This is a genomic window from Cupriavidus sp. L7L (assembly GCF_004353535.1).
Classification (GTDB): domain Bacteria; phylum Pseudomonadota; class Gammaproteobacteria; order Burkholderiales; family Burkholderiaceae; genus Cupriavidus; species Cupriavidus oxalaticus_A.
This window is the reverse complement of sequence record NZ_SMNY01000009.1, coordinates 631,162-650,356: the sequence shown is the minus strand read 5'-3', so window position 1 is coordinate 650,356 and position 19,195 is coordinate 631,162. Positions and strand designations below refer to the sequence as shown.

The following is a 19,195-nucleotide window of genomic DNA, read 5'->3' as shown; positions in this document are numbered from 1 at the left end:
CATTCGTTTTCCGCCCACCATGATCGATTCCCAGGCAGTCCGTGCCTATCTGCTCGGCCTGCAAGACCGCATCACCGACGCCATCGGCGCCATCGACGGCCAGCCGTTCCTGACCGACGCCTGGGAGAAGCCGCCCACCGAACGCCTGCGCGGCAGTGGCCGCACCCGCATCCTGGAAGGCGGCGCGGTGATGGAGCGCGCCGGCGTGGGCTTCTCGCACGTCAGCGGCGATACCCTGCCGCCGTCTGCCAGCGCCAACCGGCCTGAACTCTCCGGGCGCAGCTTCGAGGCGATGGGCGTATCGCTGGTGTTCCACCCGCGCAACCCCTACGTGCCCACGGTCCACATGAACGTGCGCTGCTTCCTGGCGGTCAAGCCCGGCGCCGAGCCGGTCTGGTGGTTCGGCGGCGGCATGGACCTGACGCCCTACTACGGCAATGCCGGCGACTGCGCGCATTTCCATGGCACCTGCAAGCAGGCGCTTGCGCCATATGGCGACGAGCTGTATCCGCGCTTCAAGCAGTGGTGCGACGAGTATTTCTTCCTGAAGCACCGCAACGAGGCGCGCGGTGTGGGCGGGATCTTCTTCGACGACTTCTCGGCGCTGGGCTTCGAGCGCAGCTTCGCCATGATGCAATCGGTCGGGGACGCCTTCCTCGACGCCTACCTGCCCATCCTGCAGGCCCGCAAGGACACGCCCTACGGCGAACGCGAGCGCGGCTTCCAGGCCTACCGGCGCGGGCGTTATGTCGAATTCAACCTGGTGTTCGACCGCGGCACGCTGTTCGGCCTGCAGTCGGGCGGACGTGCCGAATCCATTCTGATGTCGATGCCGCCGCTGGTGACCTGGCGCTATGACTGGCAACCGGAAGCGGGCAGCCCTGAAGCGGCGCTGTACACCGACTTCCTGCCGGCACGCGACTGGGCCTGACGGCAGACCTATGGCCAATCCCGCGCAAGACCATATGCCCGCCGCCGATGCGGGCGACCTTCCCGCCCGCCCCTACCGACTGGGTATCCTCGGCGGCACCTTCGACCCGCCCCATGTCGGCCACCTGGCGCTGGCGCGGCTGTGCATCGACCACCTGGGCCTGGACGAGCTGGTGTGGATCCCCACCGGCCAGTCGTGGCAGAAGGGCACTGATGTGACGCCTGCTGCGGACCGCCTGGCCATGACTGAACTGGCCGCCGCCGCCCTGGGCGACACCGGCGCCAAAGTCCGCGTCAGCCGCATGGAAGTCGACCGCGCCGGCCCCAGCTACACCATCGACACCGTGCGCCAGCTGCGCGACGACTACGGCCCGCAGGCCTCGCTGTGCTGGCTGATGGGCGCCGACCAGTTGCTGCGCCTGCACACCTGGCACGGCTGGCAGGAACTGTTCGCGCATGTCCACCTGTGCACCGCCACCCGCCCGCGCTTCGAGCTGGCCGCGCTGGAAGGCCCGGTGCTGGAAGCGCTGTCGCAGCGCCAGGCCGACACGACCCTGATACAATGCACGCCCTCCGGCCGGATGTGGATCGACCAGACGCTCGCCGTCGACCTGTCTTCCACCCACCTGCGCCAGCGCCTGGCGGCCGGCCAACCCGCAGATGACCAACTGCCGCCGGGCGTGGCACACTACATCGCCAGCCACGGGCTGTACCGCGACGCCCCGGCCAGGGCCTGACCCCCGGTTGCCCGCAACCGGCGCCCACCACCCAACCGATCTCAGCTGAACAAGAAGACACCATGGATATTCGTAAACTGCAACGCGCCATCGTCGACGGCCTCGAGGATGTCAAAGCGCAGGACATCAAGGTGTACGACACCAGCCACCTGACCGAACTGTTCGACCGGGTGGTGATTGCCAGCGGGACGTCCAACCGCCAGACCAAGGCGCTGGCAGCATCGGTGCGGGATACGGTGAAGGAAGCCGGCGGCCATATCGTGGCGGTCGAAGGCCTGGAGACGGGCGAATGGGTGCTGGTCGACTGCGGCGACGCCGTGGTCCACATCCTGCAGCCGCAGCTGCGCCTGTACTACAACCTGGAAGAAATCTGGGGCGACAAGCCGGTGCGCATGAAGCTGGCCACCGGTGCCCGCAGCCTGGCCAAGGCCAGCGAGCCGATGGACGAGGACGAGGACGAAGTCCCGGCCGCGCGCGGCACGCGCCGTGCCAGCAGCCTGCGCCCGGCGCTGGCCCGCCTGCCCGAAGGCATGAAGGAGCCGTCGCCGCCGATGGGCCACGAGGACACCGACCCGGACGCCATTGCCACGGTGCGCAAGCCGGCGCGCAAGACTGCCGCCAAGACTGGAGCCAAGACGGCAGCCACCAAGACCGCCGGCACCCGCGCCGCCGCGCCGCGCAAGACCGCCGCTGGCACCACGGCACGCAAGACTGCACCCCGGACGGCGACCAAGACCGCTGGCAAGACGGCAGGCAAGACGGCAGGCAAGACCGCCACCAAGACCGCGGCGGCCAAGCCGGCCGCGCGCAAGCGCACCACCCGCTCGGCCTGATGCCGCGGCGCGCGGCCGCCTGACGGCCGCGCCGCCTGCACTGGCCCCCGCACTGCCGCCAATCCGCCCTCATGCAACTGGTAATCGTGGCCGTCGGCCACAAGATGCCCGCCTGGATCGAAACCGGCTTCAACGAGTATGCCAAGCGCATGCCGCCCGAGCTGCGGATCGAGCTGCGCGAGGTCAAGCCGGAGGCCCGCTCGTCCAGCAACAACGCCACCACCGTGATGCAGCGCGAAGCCGCGCGCATCGACGCCGTGCTGGGCTCGCTGTCCAGGCAGTGCCGCATCGTCGCGCTGGACGAACGCGGCCGCGACTTCACCACCGTGCAACTGGCTGCGCAGCTGACCGACTGGCAGCGCGAGGGCGGCGATGTCGCCTTCCTGATCGGCGGCGCCGACGGGCTCGACCCGGCGCTGAAGGCGCGCGCCAGTACGCTGATCCGCCTGTCCAGCCTGACGCTGCCGCACGGCATGGTGAGGGTGCTGCTGGCCGAGCAGTTGTACCGGGCCTGGTCGGTCACGCAGAACCACCCCTACCACCGCGCCTGACCCGGAACCGCGCCGCCGCGGGCGTTACAATTCACGCCACTGCCGGCCCGCCGCCGGCAGGTCCATACTCCCGCCTGCCGCGATGCACGACTACCTCTACCTCGCCTCCCAAAGCCCGCGCCGCCGCGAACTGCTGACCCAGCTGGGCGCGCGCTACGAGTTGCTCCTTGCCGATGACGACGAGGACGCCGAAGCGCTGGAAGCCGTCCTGCCCGGCGAAGCGCCCGACGACTACGTGCAGCGCGTCTGCGCGCTGAAGGCCGAAGCCGCGCTGCGCCGCCGCGAGCGCCGGGCCCTGCCCGACGCGCCGGTGCTGACCTCCGACACCACCGTCTGCCTGGGCGGCCGCATCCTCGGCAAACCCGGTGACGCCGCCGATGCGCACGCCATGCTGGCCGCGCTGGCCGGTAGCACGCACCGCGTGCTCACTGCGGTCACGGTGGTTTCCACCCTGGGCATGCACCACGCGCTGTCGGTCTCCGAAGTGACCTTCCGCCCGATGCGGCCCGACGAGATCGCGCGCTACGTCGCCAGCGGCGAGCCGCTCGGCAAGGCCGGCGCGTACGGGATCCAGGGCCGCGCGGCCGAGTTCGTCGAGCGGATCGCGGGCAGCTATTCAGGTATCATGGGCTTGCCCTTGTTTGAGACGGCGGCGTTACTTCGCCAGGCCCGCCTGCAGTTCTGAGCCGCGGCCACGCCGCCGCCCAGGACAAGACCCGGCCGCGCCGGGCAACCCCAATACCGCCGGGCCACCGGCGACCGCGTTTCACCGCTATGACTGAAGACATCCTCGTCAACATCACGCCCCAGGAGACGCGCGTTGCCATCGTGCAGCAGGCTGCCGTCCAGGAACTGCACGTCGAACGCACGCTCACGCGCGGGCTGGTGGGTAATATTTACCTGGGCAAGGTGGTGCGCGTGCTGCCCGGCATGCAGTCGGCCTTCATCGACATCGGCCTGGAGCGCGCCGCGTTCCTGCACGTGGCCGATATCTGGCACCCGCGCGACAACGACCGCAACGGCGGCACCCCGCAACTGGCGATCGAGAAGACCCTGTTCGAAGGCCAGGCGCTGATGGTGCAGGTGATCAAGGACCCGATCGGCACCAAGGGCGCGCGCCTGTCCACGCAGGTGAGCATCGCCGGGCGCACGCTGGTGTACCTGCCGCAGGATCCGCATATCGGCATCTCGCAGCGCATCGAGGGCGAAGTGGACCGTGAAGCGCTGCGCAGCCGCGTGCAGGGCCTGGTGCCGGCCGACGAGCGTGGCGGCTTTATCGTGCGCACCATCGCCGAAGAAGCGACCGACGAGGAACTCGGCAACGACATCGCCTACCTGCGCAAGATCTGGGGCACGATCCGCCAGAACGCCACCACGCTGCCAGCGCCGGCGCTGCTCTACCAGGACCTGAACCTGGCCCAGCGCGTGCTGCGCGACTTCATCAACGACGCCACCGGCGTGATCCAGATCGATTCGCGCGAGAACTACCAGATGCTGGTGGAGTTCGCCAAGGAGTACACGCCGGCGGTGCTGTCGCGGCTGTCGCACTACACCGGCGAGCGGCCGATCTTCGACCTGTTCAATATCGATGCCGAGATCGAGAAGGCGCTGTCGCGCCGGGTCGACCTGAAGTCGGGCGGCTACCTGATGATCGACCAGACCGAGGCGATGACGACGATCGACGTCAACACCGGCGGTTATGTCGGCGCGCGCAATTTCGACGACACGATCTTCAAGACCAACCTGGAGGCGGCCCACACCATCGCGCGGCAACTGCGGCTGCGCAACCTCGGCGGCATCATCATCATCGATTTCATCGATATGGAGAATGCCGAACACCGCGAAGCGGTGCTGTCCGAACTCAAGCGCGCGCTGTCGCGCGACCGCACCCGCATTACCGTCAACAACTTCTCGCAGCTCGGGCTCGTAGAGATGACGCGCAAGCGCACGCGCGAATCGCTGGCGCACGTGCTGTGCGAGCAATGCCCGGTGTGCCACGGCAAGGGCCAGGTCAAGACGCCGCGCACGGCGTGCTACGACATCCTGCGCGAGATCATGCGCGAGTCGCGCCAGTTCAATCCGCGCGAATTCCGCATCCTGGCCTCGCAGGAAGTCATCGACCTGTTCCTGGAAGAAGAAAGCCAGCACCTGGCGATGCTCGGCGATTTCATCGGCAAGCCGATCTCCCTGCAGGTCGAATCGACCTTCCACCAGGAGCAGTACGACATCATCCTGATGTAGTCATTGCCTGACGCCATGCTGCGGGATGGTCCTACTCCTAATTCGTCTTCGATCCGCTATAACTAAGCGAAGGTCGAGGGTTGCGAGAAGGAGTCCAGCATGAACGCCACGAAACATGGGGCCTGCCTGCTGGCCGTCCTGGTGTGCTCCGCCTGCGTGCCGCTGCCGATCGCGCAGCGCCGGCCGCCCCCACCGCCCCCCGCCGCACCGGTTGCCGAAGCGCCGCCACCGAAGGCACGCGCGGCCCCGATCGCCCCCAAAACCATTACCATCGCCGGCGCATGCAAGCGCACCGAGGAAGACGGCTTCCGCGAGGACGCGCTGATGGACGTCACCGCCAACAAGGTGGAAGCGTTGAAATGGAAACTGTGGGTATCGCGGCGCGGCAGCTGCGAGTTCAACCTGATCCAGTTCCGCCAGGTACGCACGACGCCGCACATCGAACTGCAGGCCATCGACGGCAGCCAGTGCAAGCTGCTGGTGTGGCAGGACCCGCGCCGCGTGACGCTGGCGCATAACCGCTGCGAGAAATACTGCACGCCGGGCATCTACGAGCAGGCCTGGCCAGTGCTGTTCGACCCCAAGAGCGGAAATTGCGCCGAGGTGCGCTGAGCCTCCCCGGCGCGCCGGCTCTCGCTGGCTCTACTTCGCCTTGGGCACGCGGCCCATCAGGTAGAACTCGTCGTTCGGGCGCATGCTGATGGTGTTGGCCATCCGGTTCGACAGCCCGAAGAACGCGGTGATCGCGGCGATGTCCCACGCGTCTTCGTCGGAGAACCCATGCTCGCGCAGCGCGGCAAAATCCGCGTCGCCGACTTCATGCGACGCCTCGCACACCTTCATCGCAAAGTCGAGCATGGCCCGCTGGCGCGGGGGAATATCGGCCTTCAGGTAGTTCACCGCAACCTGGTCCGCTACCAGCGGCTTCTTCTCGTAGATGCGCAGGATCGCGCCATGCGCCACCACGCAATACAGGCACTGGTTGGCGCCGGAAGTCGCCACCACGATCATCTCGCGCTCGCCCTTGGTCAGGCCGCCCTCCTTGAGCATCAACGCGTCGTGGTAGGCGAAGAAGGCACGGAATTCGTCGGGGCGATGCGCCAGCGCCAGGAAGACATTAGGGACAAAGCCGGCCTTGTCCTGGACTTCCAGGATGCGGGTGCGGATGTCGTCGGGGAGGTCCTTGAGCGCGGGGACAGGGTAGCGGCTGATGGGGAAAGCTGTGGCGGGCATGGTTGTCTCCTGTTGGCGATATGTTCTCGTCGACCTTGTCGGCCCTGATGGTTGTTGCCGGGTACTGCTTCAAAGTCTACCGGATCGCCGGGACAAGGCCGTGCACCATGTTGCTCATGCATCGCAAAACCAGATGCCTGCGGGATAAGGCATACTACGTCCCTTCCTGAACAAGGCGAGCGCCCCTGGCCGCATGCGCCAACCCTTCCCGATGAAACGTATTCTCATCGTCAAGCTGACCTCGCTGGGCGACATGGTATTCACGCTGCCGCTGGTCGCCGACCTGCAGCGCGCATTCCCCGGCGTCAAGATCGACTGGATCGCGGACTCCTACTGCGCCGACGTGCCGCGCTGGAACCCAAATATCGAGCGTGTCATCGCCGCGCCGCTGCGCAGCTTCAAGAAGGCACGCAGCTGGGCCGGGCTGCGGGAGATCTTCCGCGCACTGCGCGAATTGCGGCGCGAGAAGTACGATGCGGTGCTGGACGTCCACGGCGTGTACAAGAGCGCGATCGTGACTCGGCTGGCGCGCACGCGGCACCGCTGGGGCTATCCGGTGGCGGAACTGGGCGAAAGCGGTGCGCGCTTCGGCTATAACCATGTGTTCCAGCCCGTGCTCGAAGAGGATTGCGCCAGGCAGCGCATGCGCCGCGCGGTCAGCCGCGCGTTCGGCTATGAACTCACCAAGGAAATGCACTACGGCCTCGAAATGTCCGGGGACACGCCCGCCCCCGCGGCGAAGGGCCCGTATGCGATGCTGTTCCACGCCACATCCAGCGAAGAGAAGAAGTGGCCGATCGCTGACTGGATTGCCGTGGGCAGCGCGATCTCCGCGCGCGGCCTGCGCGTACTGGTGCCTTGGGGCAACGATGCCGAACGCAAGGAAGCCGAGACGATCGCGGCAAGCGTGCCCGGTGCGGAAGTGATGCCGCGCCTGAGCATCACCGGGCTGGCGCAGGTGGTGGGCAAGTCGTCGCTGGTGGTGGGCATGGACACGGGCTTCGTGCATATCGCCGATGCGATGCGCCGCCCGACCGTGCTGCTTTTCACGACGACCTCGCGCGAACTGTATGGCGTCAACACGCCGGGCCGCGCGGTCTCGATGGGCGGGCATGGCGTGGTGCCGACGCGCGAGCAGGTGCTCGCCGCCATCGACGAAGTGATGGCACAGCAGCCGCCGGTGGCTTCGCCCAACTGAGCGGCTTCAACCAGCAAATCCAAAAAAGAGGCCGGCACGATATCCGACGTGCCGGCCCTTTTTTCGTCATGGCCGCGGCAGGAGCGCCCTGCCGCGCCGCCGACCTTTACTGGGTCGCGAACTGGATCCGGTGCAGGCCGGCGTAGAGGCCGTTGGCCGCCAGCAGTTCGGCGTGGGTGCCCTGCTCCGCGACGCGCCCATGGTCGAGCACGGCGATACGATCGGCATTCTCGATGGTCGACAGCCGGTGCGCGATCACCAGCGTGGTCCGGCCCTTCATCAGCTCTTCCAGCGCCGCCTGCACCTGGCGCTCCGATTCCGAATCCAGCGCGGAGGTGGCCTCGTCCAGGATCAGGATCGGCGCGTCCTTGTACAGCGCACGGGCGATTGCCAGGCGCTGGCGCTGGCCACCGGATAGCTTCATGCCGTTGTCGCCGATATTGGTATCCAGCCCCTCAGGCAAGCCCTTGACGGTCTCGGTCAGGTACGCCGCCGCCAGCGCACGCTCCACGCGCGCCATGTCGATCTCGGTCTCGCCATGCGCGCCATACGCCACGTTGGCGGCGACCGTATCGTTGAACAGCACCACGTCCTGGCTGACAAAGGCGATCTGGTTGCGCAGGTCCTTCAAGGCCAGCTCGCCCAGCGGCGCGCCGTCCAGCAGGATGCGCCCTTCGGTCGGGTCGAAGAAGCGCGGCACCAGGTTGACCAGCGTGGTCTTGCCGCTGCCCGACGGCCCCACCAGCGCCACCACCTCGCCCGGGCTCACGCGCAGGTCGATCTGCTGCAGCGCAGGCCGCTGTGCCTCGCCATAGCGGAAGCCGACGCCCTCGAAGTCCAGTTCGCCGCGCGCGCGGCCGATGGCCTTGCCACCGTCCTGCGGCTCGATCGGCTCGTCGATCAGCCGGAAGATCATCTCGGCGGCGGTAATACCGCGCGTCAGCGGCTGGTTGATGTCGGTCAGGTGCTTCAGCGGCGAAATCAGCAGCAGCATTGCCATCACAAAACCGGTGAAGCCGCCGACCGTGGTCTGGTTGGCCTGCGCCTGCACCATCGCGATGGTAATGACCACCGACAATGCCAGCGCGGCCAGGAACGCCGTGACCGGCTGGTTCAGGCCGCCAGCCACCGCCATGCGCATCGAGTAATTCTTCAGCCGCTCCGCGACCATGCGGAAGCGCGACAGCTCGTACTGCTCGCCGCCGTGCAGCTTGACGACCTTGTAGCCCCCAACCGCCTCTTCCACCACGTAGGCGGCGTTGTTGGTGTAGGTCTGGTGGTCGCGGTTGAGCTTGCGCAGCCGGCGGTTGATCTTGGACATCAGGTAGCCGATCACCGGCAGGATCACCGCCACGATCAGCGTCAGGCGCCAGTTGGTGTAGAAGAGGTAGATCAGCAGCGCCACGACCGTCAGCGAATCGCGCACCAGCGTGATGAACACGCTGGTCAGGATCTGCAGCACCTGGTTGACCTCGAAAATCACCGCATTGATCAGCGATGCCGCCGTGTTGCGGTGGAAGAACCCCGCCGGCGCATGCAGCAGGCGCTCGAACATCTGCATGCGCATCTTCAGCAGCACGCGGTTCGAGATCAGGTTCAGCAGATAGCCGGAAGCGAACTGCGCAACACCCCGGATCAGCGCCACGCCGGTCAGGATGGCAGGCACATGCCACAGCGTGCCGGCGTAGTCGCCACCGAAACCCTTGTCGAGCAGGTCGTTGACGACCTTGGGGATCACCCCTTCGCTGGCCGCAACCACCGCCATGGCGATGATGGCGCCGACAAAAACGCGCAACTCGGGGCGCAGGTAAGACCAGAGCCGGCTGGACATGCTGGAGGGCACGGTGGAGCCGGGCGAGATGGGCGGTTTGGATGTGGTCACTGAATGTCTTTCTGTATGGGTGCGGCGGCAGGGCTTGATGGCACCTGGCCCGGCGGCTCCTCTATCCCGCCCGCTTCTGCCGCGCTACGCGCAGGAAGGGCCGGACGAAGACCTGGAACAGGAATCGCTGGTAGACGTAGCGGCGCAGATAATAGCCGATGCTGCGCCGCGCCTTGTCGCTGGCATCGAGATCGGCACGATGGCCTTCCAGCGCGGAATCCTGCGCCAGTTCGGTCAGCCCGATGCAATACGGGACCACGGCACGGACCGTGACCAGGCCCTGTTTCTCGAAGGCGGACCAGTAGTCGGCAGCACACCAGACCGGCTGGAGCCCCGCCAGCATGCGCTCGGCCGCGGCCCGCGTCACCACGTAGCCATGCGCCCGCCACCATTCGCCGTAGCGCCGCACCAGCTTGCGCCCGTGGCCAAGGGGTCGCGTGCCCCAGCGGGTGTACTTGTCGACGTGGGACAGCAGCACCACTTCCGCGCGGTCCGGGTCCAGACGGGCCTCCAGGTCAGCGAGCACCGCCGGCAGGTCATCGCCAAGCAAGGCGTCGTCCTCCAGCACCAGCGCAAACGCCGCGTCGTCTTCCAGCATCTGGCGACAGACGCCGAGGTGGCTCAGCGCGCACCCGACTTCGCCGCGGCTCATGGGCCGGTACCGCACCGCGGCGGCGGCCGCATCATAACGTCTCGCCACGTCGTGTTCGGGAAGCGCGCGCCCGTCCACGGCAGCGAAGACCTGGAACGGGACGCCGAGGCGTTCGAGCTGCGCGGAGATGCGTTGCCGGCGCGAGCCCGCGCTCGCCAGGTTGATGACGTAGGCGCCGATCATGCCGCCACCGCCTGTGCGTCCGGCCGCGCCGGCAGCTCCGGCGCCTTGCGCTGTGCGACCACGATGGCGAAGCACGTCGCGATCATCAGCGTGTAGAAGGCATTGGTCATGGCGATGAAGAACATCGCTTCGGTCAGTCCGAACAGCAGGAAGCCGATGCTGATGGCCAGCCCCATGGTGGCAGCGGTGCGCGTGACCATGTCACGGCTGCGCAGATGGCGCAGGAAAAAGCCTGCCGGCACCAGGTATAGCGCAAGTACCGCAAGCACCCCGGGAATCCCCTGCGTTGCCGCGATGTACAGCACGTCATTGTGCGAGTGCGCGAACTGGGTGGTTGCGGGCGTGATAAATCCGCTTGCCGCCATAGCCTTGAGGTTGGCCGCAAACCCGTCTGGCCCCACGCCTGTCATCGGATGCGTTTCCAGCATGCGCAGCGAGGCCTTCCACAGTTGCAGGCGCCAGCCCTCCGACGTATCCAGCCCTCGCTGCGTTACTACCGCCGCATCGATGCCCGGTGACGAGACCGCGGCATTGAGATTGGCGACCGCTTCGCCCACACGCTTCCTGACGATATCGCTGCAGTATCCGGCCACCGCCATGCCTCCCACCAGGACCGCGAGCAAAGCGGCACGGGCGCGGATCGTCCATTTGCGCATGACGGTGATCGCGATCAGCAGCAGCACCGGGATGGCGAGCCAGCCGCCACGTGTCGCACTGGCATACGACGTATAGACACCGGCCGCGCCGGCCAGCAGTTTGGGCGCCATCGAAAGCCACCGGCCGCGCCGGTCCCATCCAATCGAAATCAGCGCCAGCATTCCCATCAGCAGAGACAGGTTGGAAAAGGGAATGATGTTGTTGACGCCGACATGGTCCGGCCGGCCGCCAGCGGTTGCGGCGTATATCCAGACTGCAGAAACGATCGCACCCACCACCAGTCCCCACTGCACGGCCTGCAGCGCACGCCGGTCGAGCAGTGCGAGGCCCCAGGCCAGCAGCCCGAACAAGGCGAAGCGCAGGTAGAGATACGGCAGGTCCATGCCATCGCCGCTGACAACCTGGCGCAGCAGGAAGGCCGCCGGCAAGGCCGCCATCGCCGCCGCCACCGCCCAATGCTCGCGCAGCATCGTCCCCCAGGCGCACAGGCTGGCGCGGGGCTGCACGGACAGCGCGACTACGCACCACAGCAGCAGGAAGCTGAAACCAGCATTGGCCGCCGAAGGATAGGTGAGCAGCAGGATGGGAAAGGAGATCAGTGCGGCACATGCCACCAGGGAGAAAACTTTTTCCATCCCTGTGAATCGGGACAAATGTGCTCTTATCATCAAACTCGCAATTGGAGAAAACGGCGCCGGGGCATTGCCCGCGGGCTGGCGGCAACCACCAGGCGGCGCCGGGACCACTGAGCCGGTGCGGTAGAATACGCGATCTTCCATCAGCACTCGGCTGTTGGCGGCGCCGGCGGCTTGTCGGTCTGCCCGACAGGCGTGCCGCCCATATTCCATGAAAGTCTCGGCCGTCATCATTACCAGGAATGAAGCTCACAATATCGGGGCTTGCCTCGACAGCGTGTCCTGGTGCGAAGAGGCGATTATAGTGGATTGGGCCAGCTCGGATGACACCGTGGCCATTGCGCGTGCTGCCGGCGCCACTGTGATCCAGACCGAGGACTGGCCGGGCTTCGGCCCGCAAAAGAACCGCGCGGTCAGTGCCGCCAGGGGCGACTGGATTCTCAGCCTGGATGCCGACGAGCGTGTCACGCCTGCGCTGCGCGATGAAATCCTGCAGCAAATCGCCCGGCCTGGTGCCCAGGCCCTGGCACTGCCGCGCCTGTCCGCGTTCTGCGGCACCTTCGTGCGCCATGCCGGCTGGTATCCCGACTATGTCACGCGCGTGTTCCGCAACGGCCGCGGCCGCTTCACCGAAGACCTGGTCCATGAACACCTGAAGGTGGACGATCCTGTGACCCGCCTGCGCGAGCCGCTGATCCACTACAGCTACCGATCGTTATCGGACGTGCTGCGCAAGATCGACAGCTACTCCAGCGCCGGCGCGCAGCAAGCCTACGCGCGCGGCAAGCGCAGCTCGGTGGCGTCGGCCGCCGGCCACGGACTGTGGGCGTTCATCCGCACCTACCTGTTCAAGCGTGGCTTCCTTGACGGCGGCGCGGGCTTTGGCGTCGCGCTGATGAATGCGCAGGCCAGCTACTACAAGTACGCGAAGCTGGCGCAGCTGCACGCCGCGGACAGCGCACGGGTGCGCGGTGACGCCTGACGCCCCATACTCTCCTTGCATCCACCGATGAAAATTGGCATTTCCTGCAACCGCTTCGGCGCCGGCGGCGGCCTGGAGCGCTATGCGCTCGACATCAGCCAGGCCATGGCCGGCCGCGCGGGCACCGAGGTGTCGGTCTACGCGCGCCGCTTCGATGCCGGCGTGGCGGAAGCATCCGGCATCGAGCCGCAGCGGATCGTGGTGTCGTGGCTGCCGGGCAAGTTGCGCGACCGCTATTTCTCCTGGCGCCTGCAGGCGCGCCTGCCTGCCGATGCGGTGCTGATCGGCTGCAACCGCGTGCGGGGGTCCGACATCGCCATCTGCGGCGGCACCCATCGCGGCTACCTGGCCGCGCGCGGCACGCCGCCGCGCCGCTCCGATCGCTGGCAGATCGACCTCGAAGGCGCGCAGTACACCGGCGCGCATTGCGTGGTGGCGCACTCGGCGCTGATGCGGCGCGAAGTGGTCGAGTTGTACGGGATCCCGGAAAACCGGGTGCACTTGCTCTACCCGCCGGTCGACACGCAGCGCTTTGCGCCGGTCGACGACGCCACGCGCGCGTCGCTGCGCCGCGAGTTCGGTTTTGGCGACGATGAGGTCGTGTTCCTGTTTCCGTCGTCGGGACATGCCCGCAAGGGGTTCGACCTGCTGGCCGATTACTTCTCGAAATCCAGCCTGCCGATCACGCTTGCGGTGGCCGGCCGCCCGGTGGGACGCACCATCCCGCGCGTGCGCGAACTCGGCTACAGCAGCCGCATCGACGCGCTCTACCGCGCCGCGGACTTCACCATCCTGGCATCGGGCTATGAACCGTTCGGGCTGGTCGGGGTGGAATCCGTGCTGTGCGGCACGCCGCTGGTGTTTGCCGACAATATCGCCTGCCTGGAAGTGATCCGGCCGCAGGCCGTCCATGCGTTCGCTCGCGAACGCGCCGATACGCTCGACCAGGCCATCCGCGCCGCCGTGCAGGCCGCGCAGTCCGGCCAGGCGAGGCTGGCGCAGCCGATGACCATGCTGGACTACGATCCGCGCATCGGCACCCACGTCGATAGCCTGCTGGCGCTGGCGGCGCAGGCAATGGCCGCGCGGCGCGCCTGAGCACGCCGCCGCTGCGACGTTATTCGTAGACCGTATTCACGCTCTCCGCCGACAGCGCCTGGCGCAGCGCGCCCAGCGCCTCGTCGGACGGCACCACCTGCCACTCCGGCCCCAGCACGGCTTCGCACGACGCGGTCCGGGCCTGGTAGCCGATCCGCACCGGCAGACCCTGGGCACCCGTGGCGCGTGCCAGGTGCGGCATCAGCAGTTCGCGCAGCAACCCGGTCGAAGAATTGCCGTTCATCGCCAGCCGCACCGCCGTCGCAAAGCGGATCCGTGCCGCGGTCAGGTCCATCACCGACTCCGCGGTAAAGCGCACGCCGCCGGTAAAGGTATCGTGCCGCGCATTGCCGGTGGCGATCAGCAGTTCATCCTCGCGGAACATCTGCCGGTTGGCGTCGAAGACCTCGTTGAACACCGTCATCTCGACGAGGCCGGTGCCGTCGTCCAGCATCACGATCAGCATCTTGCCGCGCTGGGTCATCTGGGTGCGGATGCCGGAGATCACGCCGGCGATGGTCTTGCCGCGCACGTCGCGGCCGAAGCCGCCGCCGTTGCCCTGCACTTCCTTTTCCAGCGAGGCCAGCGTGCCCTTGTTGAAGCGGCGCACCTCGTCGCGGTAGGCGTCGAACAGGTGGCCGGAGAAGTAGTAGCCGAGCGCCTGCTTTTCTTCCTGCAGCGTGCGCTTGGGGCTCCAGCGCGGTTCGTCGAGCAGTTCGGGGCGGTGCGCTTCGCCGGCATCGCCCATCAGGTCGAACAGCGACACCTGGTTGGCGGACTCGGCCTTCTGCTCCGCGGCTTCCATGGCGATCGGCACCGAGGCCAGCAGCTGGGCGCGGTTGTCGTTCAGGCTGTCGAAGGCGCCGGCGCGGATCAGCGCTTCCATGGTGCGGCGGTTGACCTGGCGGCGGTCGACGCGCTCGCAGAAGTCGAACAGGTCCTTGAACGCCCCGCCCTCTTCGCGCGCGCGCAGGATGTCTTCGATCGCGCCCTGCCCGCTGCCCTTGATGCCGCCCAGGCCATAGCGGATGGTCTTGGGGTCGGTCGGCGCGAAGCGGTACTCGCTGGCGTTGACGTCAGGCGGCAGCACCGCGATCTTGTTGAGCTTGCAGTCCTCGTAAAGGATCTTGACCTTGTCGGTGTCGTCCATGGCCAGCGACATGTTGGCTGCCATGAATTCGGCCGGATGGTGGGCCTTGAGCCAGGCGGTGTAGTACGCCAGCAGCGCATACGCGGCCGCGTGCGACTTGTTGAAGCCGTAGCCCGCGAACTTCTCCATCAGGTCGAAAATGTCGTCGGCCTGCTGCGCGTTGAGGCCGTTCTTGTCCGCCCCCTCGCGGAACATGACGCGATGCTGCGCCATCTCCTCGGGCTTCTTCTTGCCCATCGCGCGGCGCAGCAGGTCGGCGCCGCCAAGCGAGTAGCCGCCGATGATCTGCGCCATCTGCATCACCTGCTCCTGGTAGACCATGATGCCGTAGGTCTCTTTCAGGACGGGTTCGACGCGCGGATCGGGATACTCCACCTTCTCGCGGCCGTGCTTGCGCGCGCAGAAGCTGGGGATCAGGTCCATCGGGCCCGGGCGGTAGAGCGCCACCAGCGCGATGATGTCCTCGAAGCGGTCAGGCTTGGCGTCCTTCAGCATGCCCTGCATGCCGCGGCTTTCCAGCTGGAACACGGCGACCGTGTTGGCGGTCTTGAGGATGTCGAAGGCGGGGCCGTCGTCGAGCGGGATCTGGCTGCAGTTCCAGTCGGCCTTGCTCGGGTCGAGGCGGCGGATATAGCGCTCGGCCCAGTCCAGGATGGTGAGCGTGGTCAGGCCCAGGAAGTCGAACTTGACCAGGCCGGCGGCCTCGACGTCGTCCTTGTCGTACTGGCTGACGACGCCGCTCATGCCGTCGTTCTGCGCGCCCTGCGTGTACAGCGGGCAGAAATCGGTCAGCCTGCCGGGCGCGATCAGCACGCCGCCGGCGTGCATGCCGACGTTGCGCGTCATGCCTTCGACGCGCTGCGCCAGCTCCAGCAGCTGGCGCACTTCTTCCTCGTTGTTCTCGCGCTCGGTCAGTAGCGGCTCTTCTTTCTTCGCTTCCTCGATGGTGACCAGCTTGCCCGGCTTGAACGGGATCAGCTTGGCGATGCCGTCGACAAAGCCATAGCCCAGGTCGAGCACGCGGCCCACGTCGCGCACCGCGGCCTTGGCGGCCATGGTGCCGAAGGTGGCGATCTGCGACACCGCGTCCTTGCCGTACTTCTCCTTCACGTACGTGATCACGCGATCGCGGCCGTGCTGGCAGAAGTCGATATCGAAGTCGGGCATCGATACCCGTTCCGGGTTCAGGAAACGCTCGAACAGCAGCGCGTACTTGAGCGGATCGAGGTCGGTAATGCCCAGCGCATACGCGACCAGCGAACCGGCACCGGAACCCCGGCCGGGCCCGACCGGCACGCCGTTGTTCTTGGCCCAGTTGATAAAGTCCGCCACGATCAGGAAGTAGCCGGGGAAGCCCATCTTGATGATGGTGCCGGTCTCGAACTCCAGCCGTGCGTAATATTCCGGGCGCTTCGCTTCGCGTACCGCTTCGTCCGGAAACAGCACCGCCATGCGCTTCTCGAGGCCGTCCTTGGCCATGAAGACGAGGTAGTCGTCCAGCGACATGCCGTCCGGCGTCGGGAACAGCGGCAGGCGCGGCTTGCCCAGTTCCAGCGTCAGGTTGCAGCGGCGCGCGATCTCGACCGCGTTCTCCAGCGCCGACGGGATATCCGCGAACAGCGCGCACATCTCGTCCTGGGTCTTGAAGTACTGGTCGGTGGTAAAGCGCCGCGTGCGGCGCGGGTTGGCCAGCAGCTCGCCCTCGGCGATACACACGCGCGCCTCGTGCGCGGTGTAGTCGTCCGGCGTCATGAACTGCACCGGATGCGTGGCGACCACCGGCAACTGCAGTTCGGCCGCCAGTTGCACGGCCTGCTGCACGTAGGCATCGGTGCCGGCATGGCCGGCGCGCTGCAGTTCGATATAGAAGCGCTGCGCGAACACCGATGCCCAGTGCTGCGCGGCACGGCGCGCGCCGTCGGCATTGCCGTTGGCCAGCGCCATGCCGATATCGCCGCCCATTGCGCCGGACAGCGCGATCAGGCCGGTGGCGAGCGGCATGTCGTCTTCGCCCGGCTCCAGGAACCACGACGGATCGATCTCGGCGCGGCCGCGGTGCTGGTTGCCCAGCCACGCGCGCGACAGCAGCATGCACAGGTTCAGATAGCCGCGCCGGTCCTGCACTAGCAGCAGCAGGCGTGCGGGCTTGTCGCGGTCTTCGGCATTGGTCAGCCAGACATCGGCCCCGACCACCGGCTTCACGCCCTTGCCGCGCGCTTCCTTGTAATAGCGGATCAGCCCGAAGGCGTTGGCAAGATCCGTCAGGGCGAGCGCGCCCATGCCATCGGCGGCGGCGGCCTTGACGGCGTCGTCGAGGCGGACGATGCCGTCCACGACGGAGTATTCGGAATGCAGGCGGAGGTGGACGAAGCGGGGTGCGGACATGGGCGACATTGTACCGGCTCGACCCGCCTGCCGGCCTCCAATATTGCGTGCAGGCGACGCGTGCCGGCCGCTGCGCAAAGCTGATCGGGGTGCTTGGGAATGAGCGGCAGAAGCGCCCGCTCGCGTTATAATTTCGCCTTTCCTATCAGGCAGTTATCGCAAGCCGCCAACGCCCTTCCCGCCCTCCCGGGTGCGGCCGTGCAGGCGCCGTCCCTCATGCAGATCGTAAATATTTCCGCTTACAAGTTCGTCTCGCTGGACGACATCGAGACCCTGCGCCCGGCCATGCGCGAGCGCTGCGAAGCGGCCGGCCTGAAAGGCACGATCCTGCTCGCGCCCGAGGGCATCAACATGTTCCTGGCCGGCCCGCGCGAAGCCATCGACGGCTTCATGGTGTGGCTGCATGCCGACGCGCGCTTCGCCGATATCGCGCCCAAGGAAAGCCTGTCGGAGAACCAGCCCTTCAAGCGCATGCTGGTGCGTGCCAAGAAGGAGATCATCACCATGAAGATGCCGCTGATCCGCCCCGAAGACGGCCGCGCGCCGTCGGTGCGGCCGGTGGACCTGAAGCGCTGGTTGGACCAGGGGCATGACGACGAAGGCCGCCCGGTGGTGATGCTCGATACGCGCAATGACTTCGAGGTGGCGGTCGGCACCTTCGCCGATGCGGTCGAGTACGACATCGCCAAGTTCAGCGAATTCCCCGAGGCTGTCGCGGCGCACAAGGCAGCGCTGGAAGGCAAGACCGTGGTGTCGTTCTGCACCGGCGGCATCCGCTGCGAGAAGGCGGCGATCCACATGCAGGAAGTCGGCGTCGAGCGCGTATACCAGCTCGAGGGTGGCATCCTGAAGTATTTCGAGGAAGTCGGCGGCAGCCACTATCGCGGCGACTGCTTCGTCTTCGACTACCGCACCGCGCTAAACCCGAACCTGGAGCCCGCCGGACCCAAGCAGTGCTTCGCCTGCCGTGCCGTGGTCACGCCGGAAGAACAGCAGAGCCCGCACTACGTGATCGGCAAGAGCTGCCCGCACTGCATCGGCACGAAACAGGCCGCAGCCTGACAGAACGCCGGCGGCGGCCGCTCAGGCCGCCAGCAGGTGGTAGAGATTGCGCAGCATGCCCGCGGTGGCGCCCCAGATAAAGCGGTGGCCGCCGCTCTCGCGCGGATAGGGCATGGCGTAGAACAGGCGTTCGCCGTCGACCCAGCGGAACAGGCGCCGCTCATGGTGTAACGGGTTCATCAGGAAGGCGAGCGGCACTTCGAAGACATCGGCCACTTCCGAGGCATCCGGGCGCAGCGTGAATCCATCGCGCACCAGGCCGACCACCGGACTGACGTGGAATCCCGTTCCAGTGATGTAGTCAGGCAGTGCGCCCAGCACTTCCACGTAGTCGCGCGCCAGACCCACCTCTTCTTCCGTTTCACGCAGCGCCGTGTCGATACGGTTCTTGTCCCACTGCTCCTGCCTGCCGCCCGGGAAGCTGATCTGCCCCGCATGCGCACTCAGGTTGGCATTGCGCTGGGTCAGCAGCACGGTCAGGCCATCGCGGCGTTCCACCAGCGGCACCAGCACGGCGGCATCGCGCAGGCCGCGGCTGCGGTCGTAGACGCGCGATTCGTCGGTCAGCTCCGGCGCCCAGGCCGGCGGCACCTCGAAGCGGTGGCGGATGAAGTCGACCTGCAGGCGCGGCTCGCTCAATGGCGCATTGCGCAGGTCGGTGTCGACGACGGGAAGGGATTCGGGATCGAAGGCGGGACGCATAGCAACCGCAAGTATGACAGAAGCGCGCGATTCGGCGCCGCAGCAAAATCGGATGTTGCCCGAACGCCAATGCAGCATGCAAAA

17 protein-coding genes are annotated in these 19,195 nt (G+C 66.9%); 11 read left to right on the top strand and 6 right to left on the bottom strand.

Annotated elements, in window-relative coordinates; translation table 11 throughout:
- The first annotated feature begins 19 nt into the window (after nt 1–19).
- The 7 genes from hemF to E1J61_RS10860 all read left to right on the top strand — a co-directional run bounded on the left by hemF (nt 20) and on the right by E1J61_RS10860 (nt 5,904).
- Nucleotides 20–931 (top strand): oxygen-dependent coproporphyrinogen oxidase, encoded by a 912-nt coding sequence (gene hemF, locus E1J61_RS10890; RefSeq protein WP_133094050.1) that lies wholly within the window; start codon nt 20–22, stop codon nt 929–931.
- Between the two features lie 10 nt (nt 932–941).
- Complete coding sequence (locus tag E1J61_RS10885; protein WP_133094049.1) at nt 942–1,667, top strand: nicotinate-nucleotide adenylyltransferase; 726 nt, start codon at nt 942–944, stop codon at nt 1,665–1,667.
- Nucleotides 1,668–1,729: 62 nt separating this feature from the next.
- Entirely contained in the window at nt 1,730–2,500 is a 771-nt protein-coding gene (rsfS, locus tag E1J61_RS10880; RefSeq protein ID WP_207951195.1) for a ribosome silencing factor, read from the top strand.
- Between the two features lie 71 nt (nt 2,501–2,571).
- Nucleotides 2,572–3,051: a 23S rRNA (pseudouridine(1915)-N(3))-methyltransferase RlmH gene (gene rlmH / locus E1J61_RS10875; protein WP_133094047.1), complete on the top strand. Its 480-nt coding sequence runs from the start codon at nt 2,572–2,574 to the stop codon at nt 3,049–3,051.
- Nucleotides 3,052–3,133: 82 nt separating this feature from the next.
- Nucleotides 3,134–3,736, top strand: a complete 603-nt coding sequence (locus E1J61_RS10870) for a nucleoside triphosphate pyrophosphatase (RefSeq protein ID WP_133094046.1) — start codon at nt 3,134–3,136, stop codon at nt 3,734–3,736.
- A gap of 89 nt (nt 3,737–3,825) precedes the next feature.
- Nucleotides 3,826–5,292 (top strand): ribonuclease G, encoded by a 1,467-nt coding sequence (rng, locus tag E1J61_RS10865; RefSeq protein WP_133094045.1) that lies wholly within the window; start codon nt 3,826–3,828, stop codon nt 5,290–5,292.
- Nucleotides 5,293–5,391: 99 nt separating this feature from the next.
- Nucleotides 5,392–5,904 carry a hypothetical protein gene (locus E1J61_RS10860; RefSeq protein ID WP_133094044.1) on the top strand — a complete coding sequence of 171 codons (513 nt, stop codon included), beginning with the start codon at nt 5,392–5,394 and terminating at the stop codon, nt 5,902–5,904.
- A 30-nt stretch (nt 5,905–5,934) separates the two neighbouring features.
- Here E1J61_RS10860 and E1J61_RS10855 read toward each other — a convergent pair whose 3' ends face one another.
- Entirely contained in the window at nt 5,935–6,525 is a 591-nt protein-coding gene (locus E1J61_RS10855) for a peroxidase-related enzyme (RefSeq protein WP_133094043.1), read from the bottom strand.
- A 211-nt stretch (nt 6,526–6,736) separates the two neighbouring features.
- Here E1J61_RS10855 and waaC point away from each other — a divergent pair, with 211 nt between their 5' ends.
- Nucleotides 6,737–7,723: a lipopolysaccharide heptosyltransferase I gene (gene waaC, locus E1J61_RS10850; RefSeq protein ID WP_133094042.1), complete on the top strand. Its 987-nt coding sequence runs from the start codon at nt 6,737–6,739 to the stop codon at nt 7,721–7,723.
- 106 nt (nt 7,724–7,829) lie between these two features.
- Here the strand turns inward: waaC and msbA are convergent, their stop codons facing one another.
- The 3 genes from msbA to E1J61_RS10835 all read right to left on the bottom strand — a co-directional run bounded on the left by msbA (nt 7,830) and on the right by E1J61_RS10835 (nt 11,732).
- Nucleotides 7,830–9,554, bottom strand: a complete 1,725-nt coding sequence (gene msbA / locus E1J61_RS10845) for a lipid A export permease/ATP-binding protein MsbA (RefSeq protein ID WP_205751659.1) — start codon at nt 9,552–9,554, stop codon at nt 7,830–7,832.
- 112 nt (nt 9,555–9,666) lie between these two features.
- Nucleotides 9,667–10,440, bottom strand: a complete 774-nt coding sequence (locus E1J61_RS10840) for a glycosyltransferase family 25 protein (RefSeq protein ID WP_133094040.1) — start codon at nt 10,438–10,440, stop codon at nt 9,667–9,669.
- The gene (locus E1J61_RS10835; protein ID WP_240745933.1) at nt 10,437–11,732 is read right to left on the bottom strand and encodes an O-antigen ligase; all 1,296 of its coding nucleotides are present in this window, start codon (nt 11,730–11,732) and stop codon (nt 10,437–10,439) included. The genes E1J61_RS10840 and E1J61_RS10835 overlap by 4 nt, the downstream gene beginning before the upstream one ends.
- 211 nt (nt 11,733–11,943) lie before the next feature.
- Here E1J61_RS10835 and E1J61_RS10830 point away from each other — a divergent pair, with 211 nt between their 5' ends.
- A complete protein-coding gene (locus E1J61_RS10830; RefSeq protein WP_133094038.1) occupies nt 11,944–12,714 on the top strand; it encodes a glycosyltransferase family 2 protein in 771 nt (256 codons plus the stop codon).
- 27 nt (nt 12,715–12,741) lie between these two features.
- Entirely contained in the window at nt 12,742–13,812 is a 1,071-nt protein-coding gene (locus E1J61_RS10825; protein ID WP_133094037.1) for a glycosyltransferase family 4 protein, read from the top strand.
- Nucleotides 13,813–13,831: 19 nt separating this feature from the next.
- Here the strand turns inward: E1J61_RS10825 and dnaE are convergent, their stop codons facing one another.
- Complete coding sequence (dnaE, locus tag E1J61_RS10820) at nt 13,832–17,347, bottom strand: DNA polymerase III subunit alpha (protein ID WP_133094036.1); 3,516 nt, start codon at nt 17,345–17,347, stop codon at nt 13,832–13,834.
- A gap of 216 nt (nt 17,348–17,563) precedes the next feature.
- Between dnaE and E1J61_RS10815 the strand changes: the two genes are divergently transcribed.
- Nucleotides 17,564–18,409, top strand: coding sequence for a sulfurtransferase (locus E1J61_RS10815; protein ID WP_133094035.1), 846 nt, complete (start codon nt 17,564–17,566; stop codon nt 18,407–18,409).
- A 21-nt stretch (nt 18,410–18,430) separates the two neighbouring features.
- On the opposite strand, the gene E1J61_RS10810 is transcribed toward E1J61_RS10815, so the two are convergent.
- Nucleotides 18,431–19,111 (bottom strand): CoA pyrophosphatase, encoded by a 681-nt coding sequence (locus E1J61_RS10810; protein ID WP_133094034.1) that lies wholly within the window; start codon nt 19,109–19,111, stop codon nt 18,431–18,433.
- Nucleotides 19,112–19,195: the final 84 nt, after the last annotated feature.

Bases quoted from the DNA above. Each gene is read 5' to 3' on its own strand.
- E1J61_RS10815 (WP_133094035.1), top strand. From the start codon at position 17,564: ATGCAGATCGTAAATATTTCCGCTTACAAGTTCGTCTCGCTGGACGAC.
- E1J61_RS10810 (WP_133094034.1), bottom strand. From the start codon at position 19,111: ATGCGTCCCGCCTTCGATCCCGAATCCCTTCCCGTCGTCGACACCGAC.
- dnaE (WP_133094036.1), bottom strand. From the start codon at position 17,347: ATGTCCGCACCCCGCTTCGTCCACCTCCGCCTGCATTCCGAATACTCC.
- E1J61_RS10855 (WP_133094043.1), bottom strand. From the start codon at position 6,525: ATGCCCGCCACAGCTTTCCCCATCAGCCGCTACCCTGTCCCCGCGCTC.
- hemF (WP_133094050.1), top strand. From the start codon at position 20: ATGATCGATTCCCAGGCAGTCCGTGCCTATCTGCTCGGCCTGCAAGAC.
- rng (WP_133094045.1), top strand. From the start codon at position 3,826: ATGACTGAAGACATCCTCGTCAACATCACGCCCCAGGAGACGCGCGTT.
- E1J61_RS10860 (WP_133094044.1), top strand. From the start codon at position 5,392: ATGAACGCCACGAAACATGGGGCCTGCCTGCTGGCCGTCCTGGTGTGC.
- E1J61_RS10885 (WP_133094049.1), top strand. From the start codon at position 942: ATGGCCAATCCCGCGCAAGACCATATGCCCGCCGCCGATGCGGGCGAC.
- rlmH (WP_133094047.1), top strand. From the start codon at position 2,572: ATGCAACTGGTAATCGTGGCCGTCGGCCACAAGATGCCCGCCTGGATC.
- waaC (WP_133094042.1), top strand. From the start codon at position 6,737: ATGAAACGTATTCTCATCGTCAAGCTGACCTCGCTGGGCGACATGGTA.
- E1J61_RS10835 (WP_240745933.1), bottom strand. From the start codon at position 11,732: ATGGAAAAAGTTTTCTCCCTGGTGGCATGTGCCGCACTGATCTCCTTT.
- rsfS (WP_207951195.1), top strand. From the start codon at position 1,730: ATGGATATTCGTAAACTGCAACGCGCCATCGTCGACGGCCTCGAGGAT.
- E1J61_RS10830 (WP_133094038.1), top strand. From the start codon at position 11,944: ATGAAAGTCTCGGCCGTCATCATTACCAGGAATGAAGCTCACAATATC.
- msbA (WP_205751659.1), bottom strand. From the start codon at position 9,554: ATGTCCAGCCGGCTCTGGTCTTACCTGCGCCCCGAGTTGCGCGTTTTT.
- E1J61_RS10840 (WP_133094040.1), bottom strand. From the start codon at position 10,440: ATGATCGGCGCCTACGTCATCAACCTGGCGAGCGCGGGCTCGCGCCGG.
- E1J61_RS10825 (WP_133094037.1), top strand. From the start codon at position 12,742: ATGAAAATTGGCATTTCCTGCAACCGCTTCGGCGCCGGCGGCGGCCTG.
- E1J61_RS10870 (WP_133094046.1), top strand. From the start codon at position 3,134: ATGCACGACTACCTCTACCTCGCCTCCCAAAGCCCGCGCCGCCGCGAA.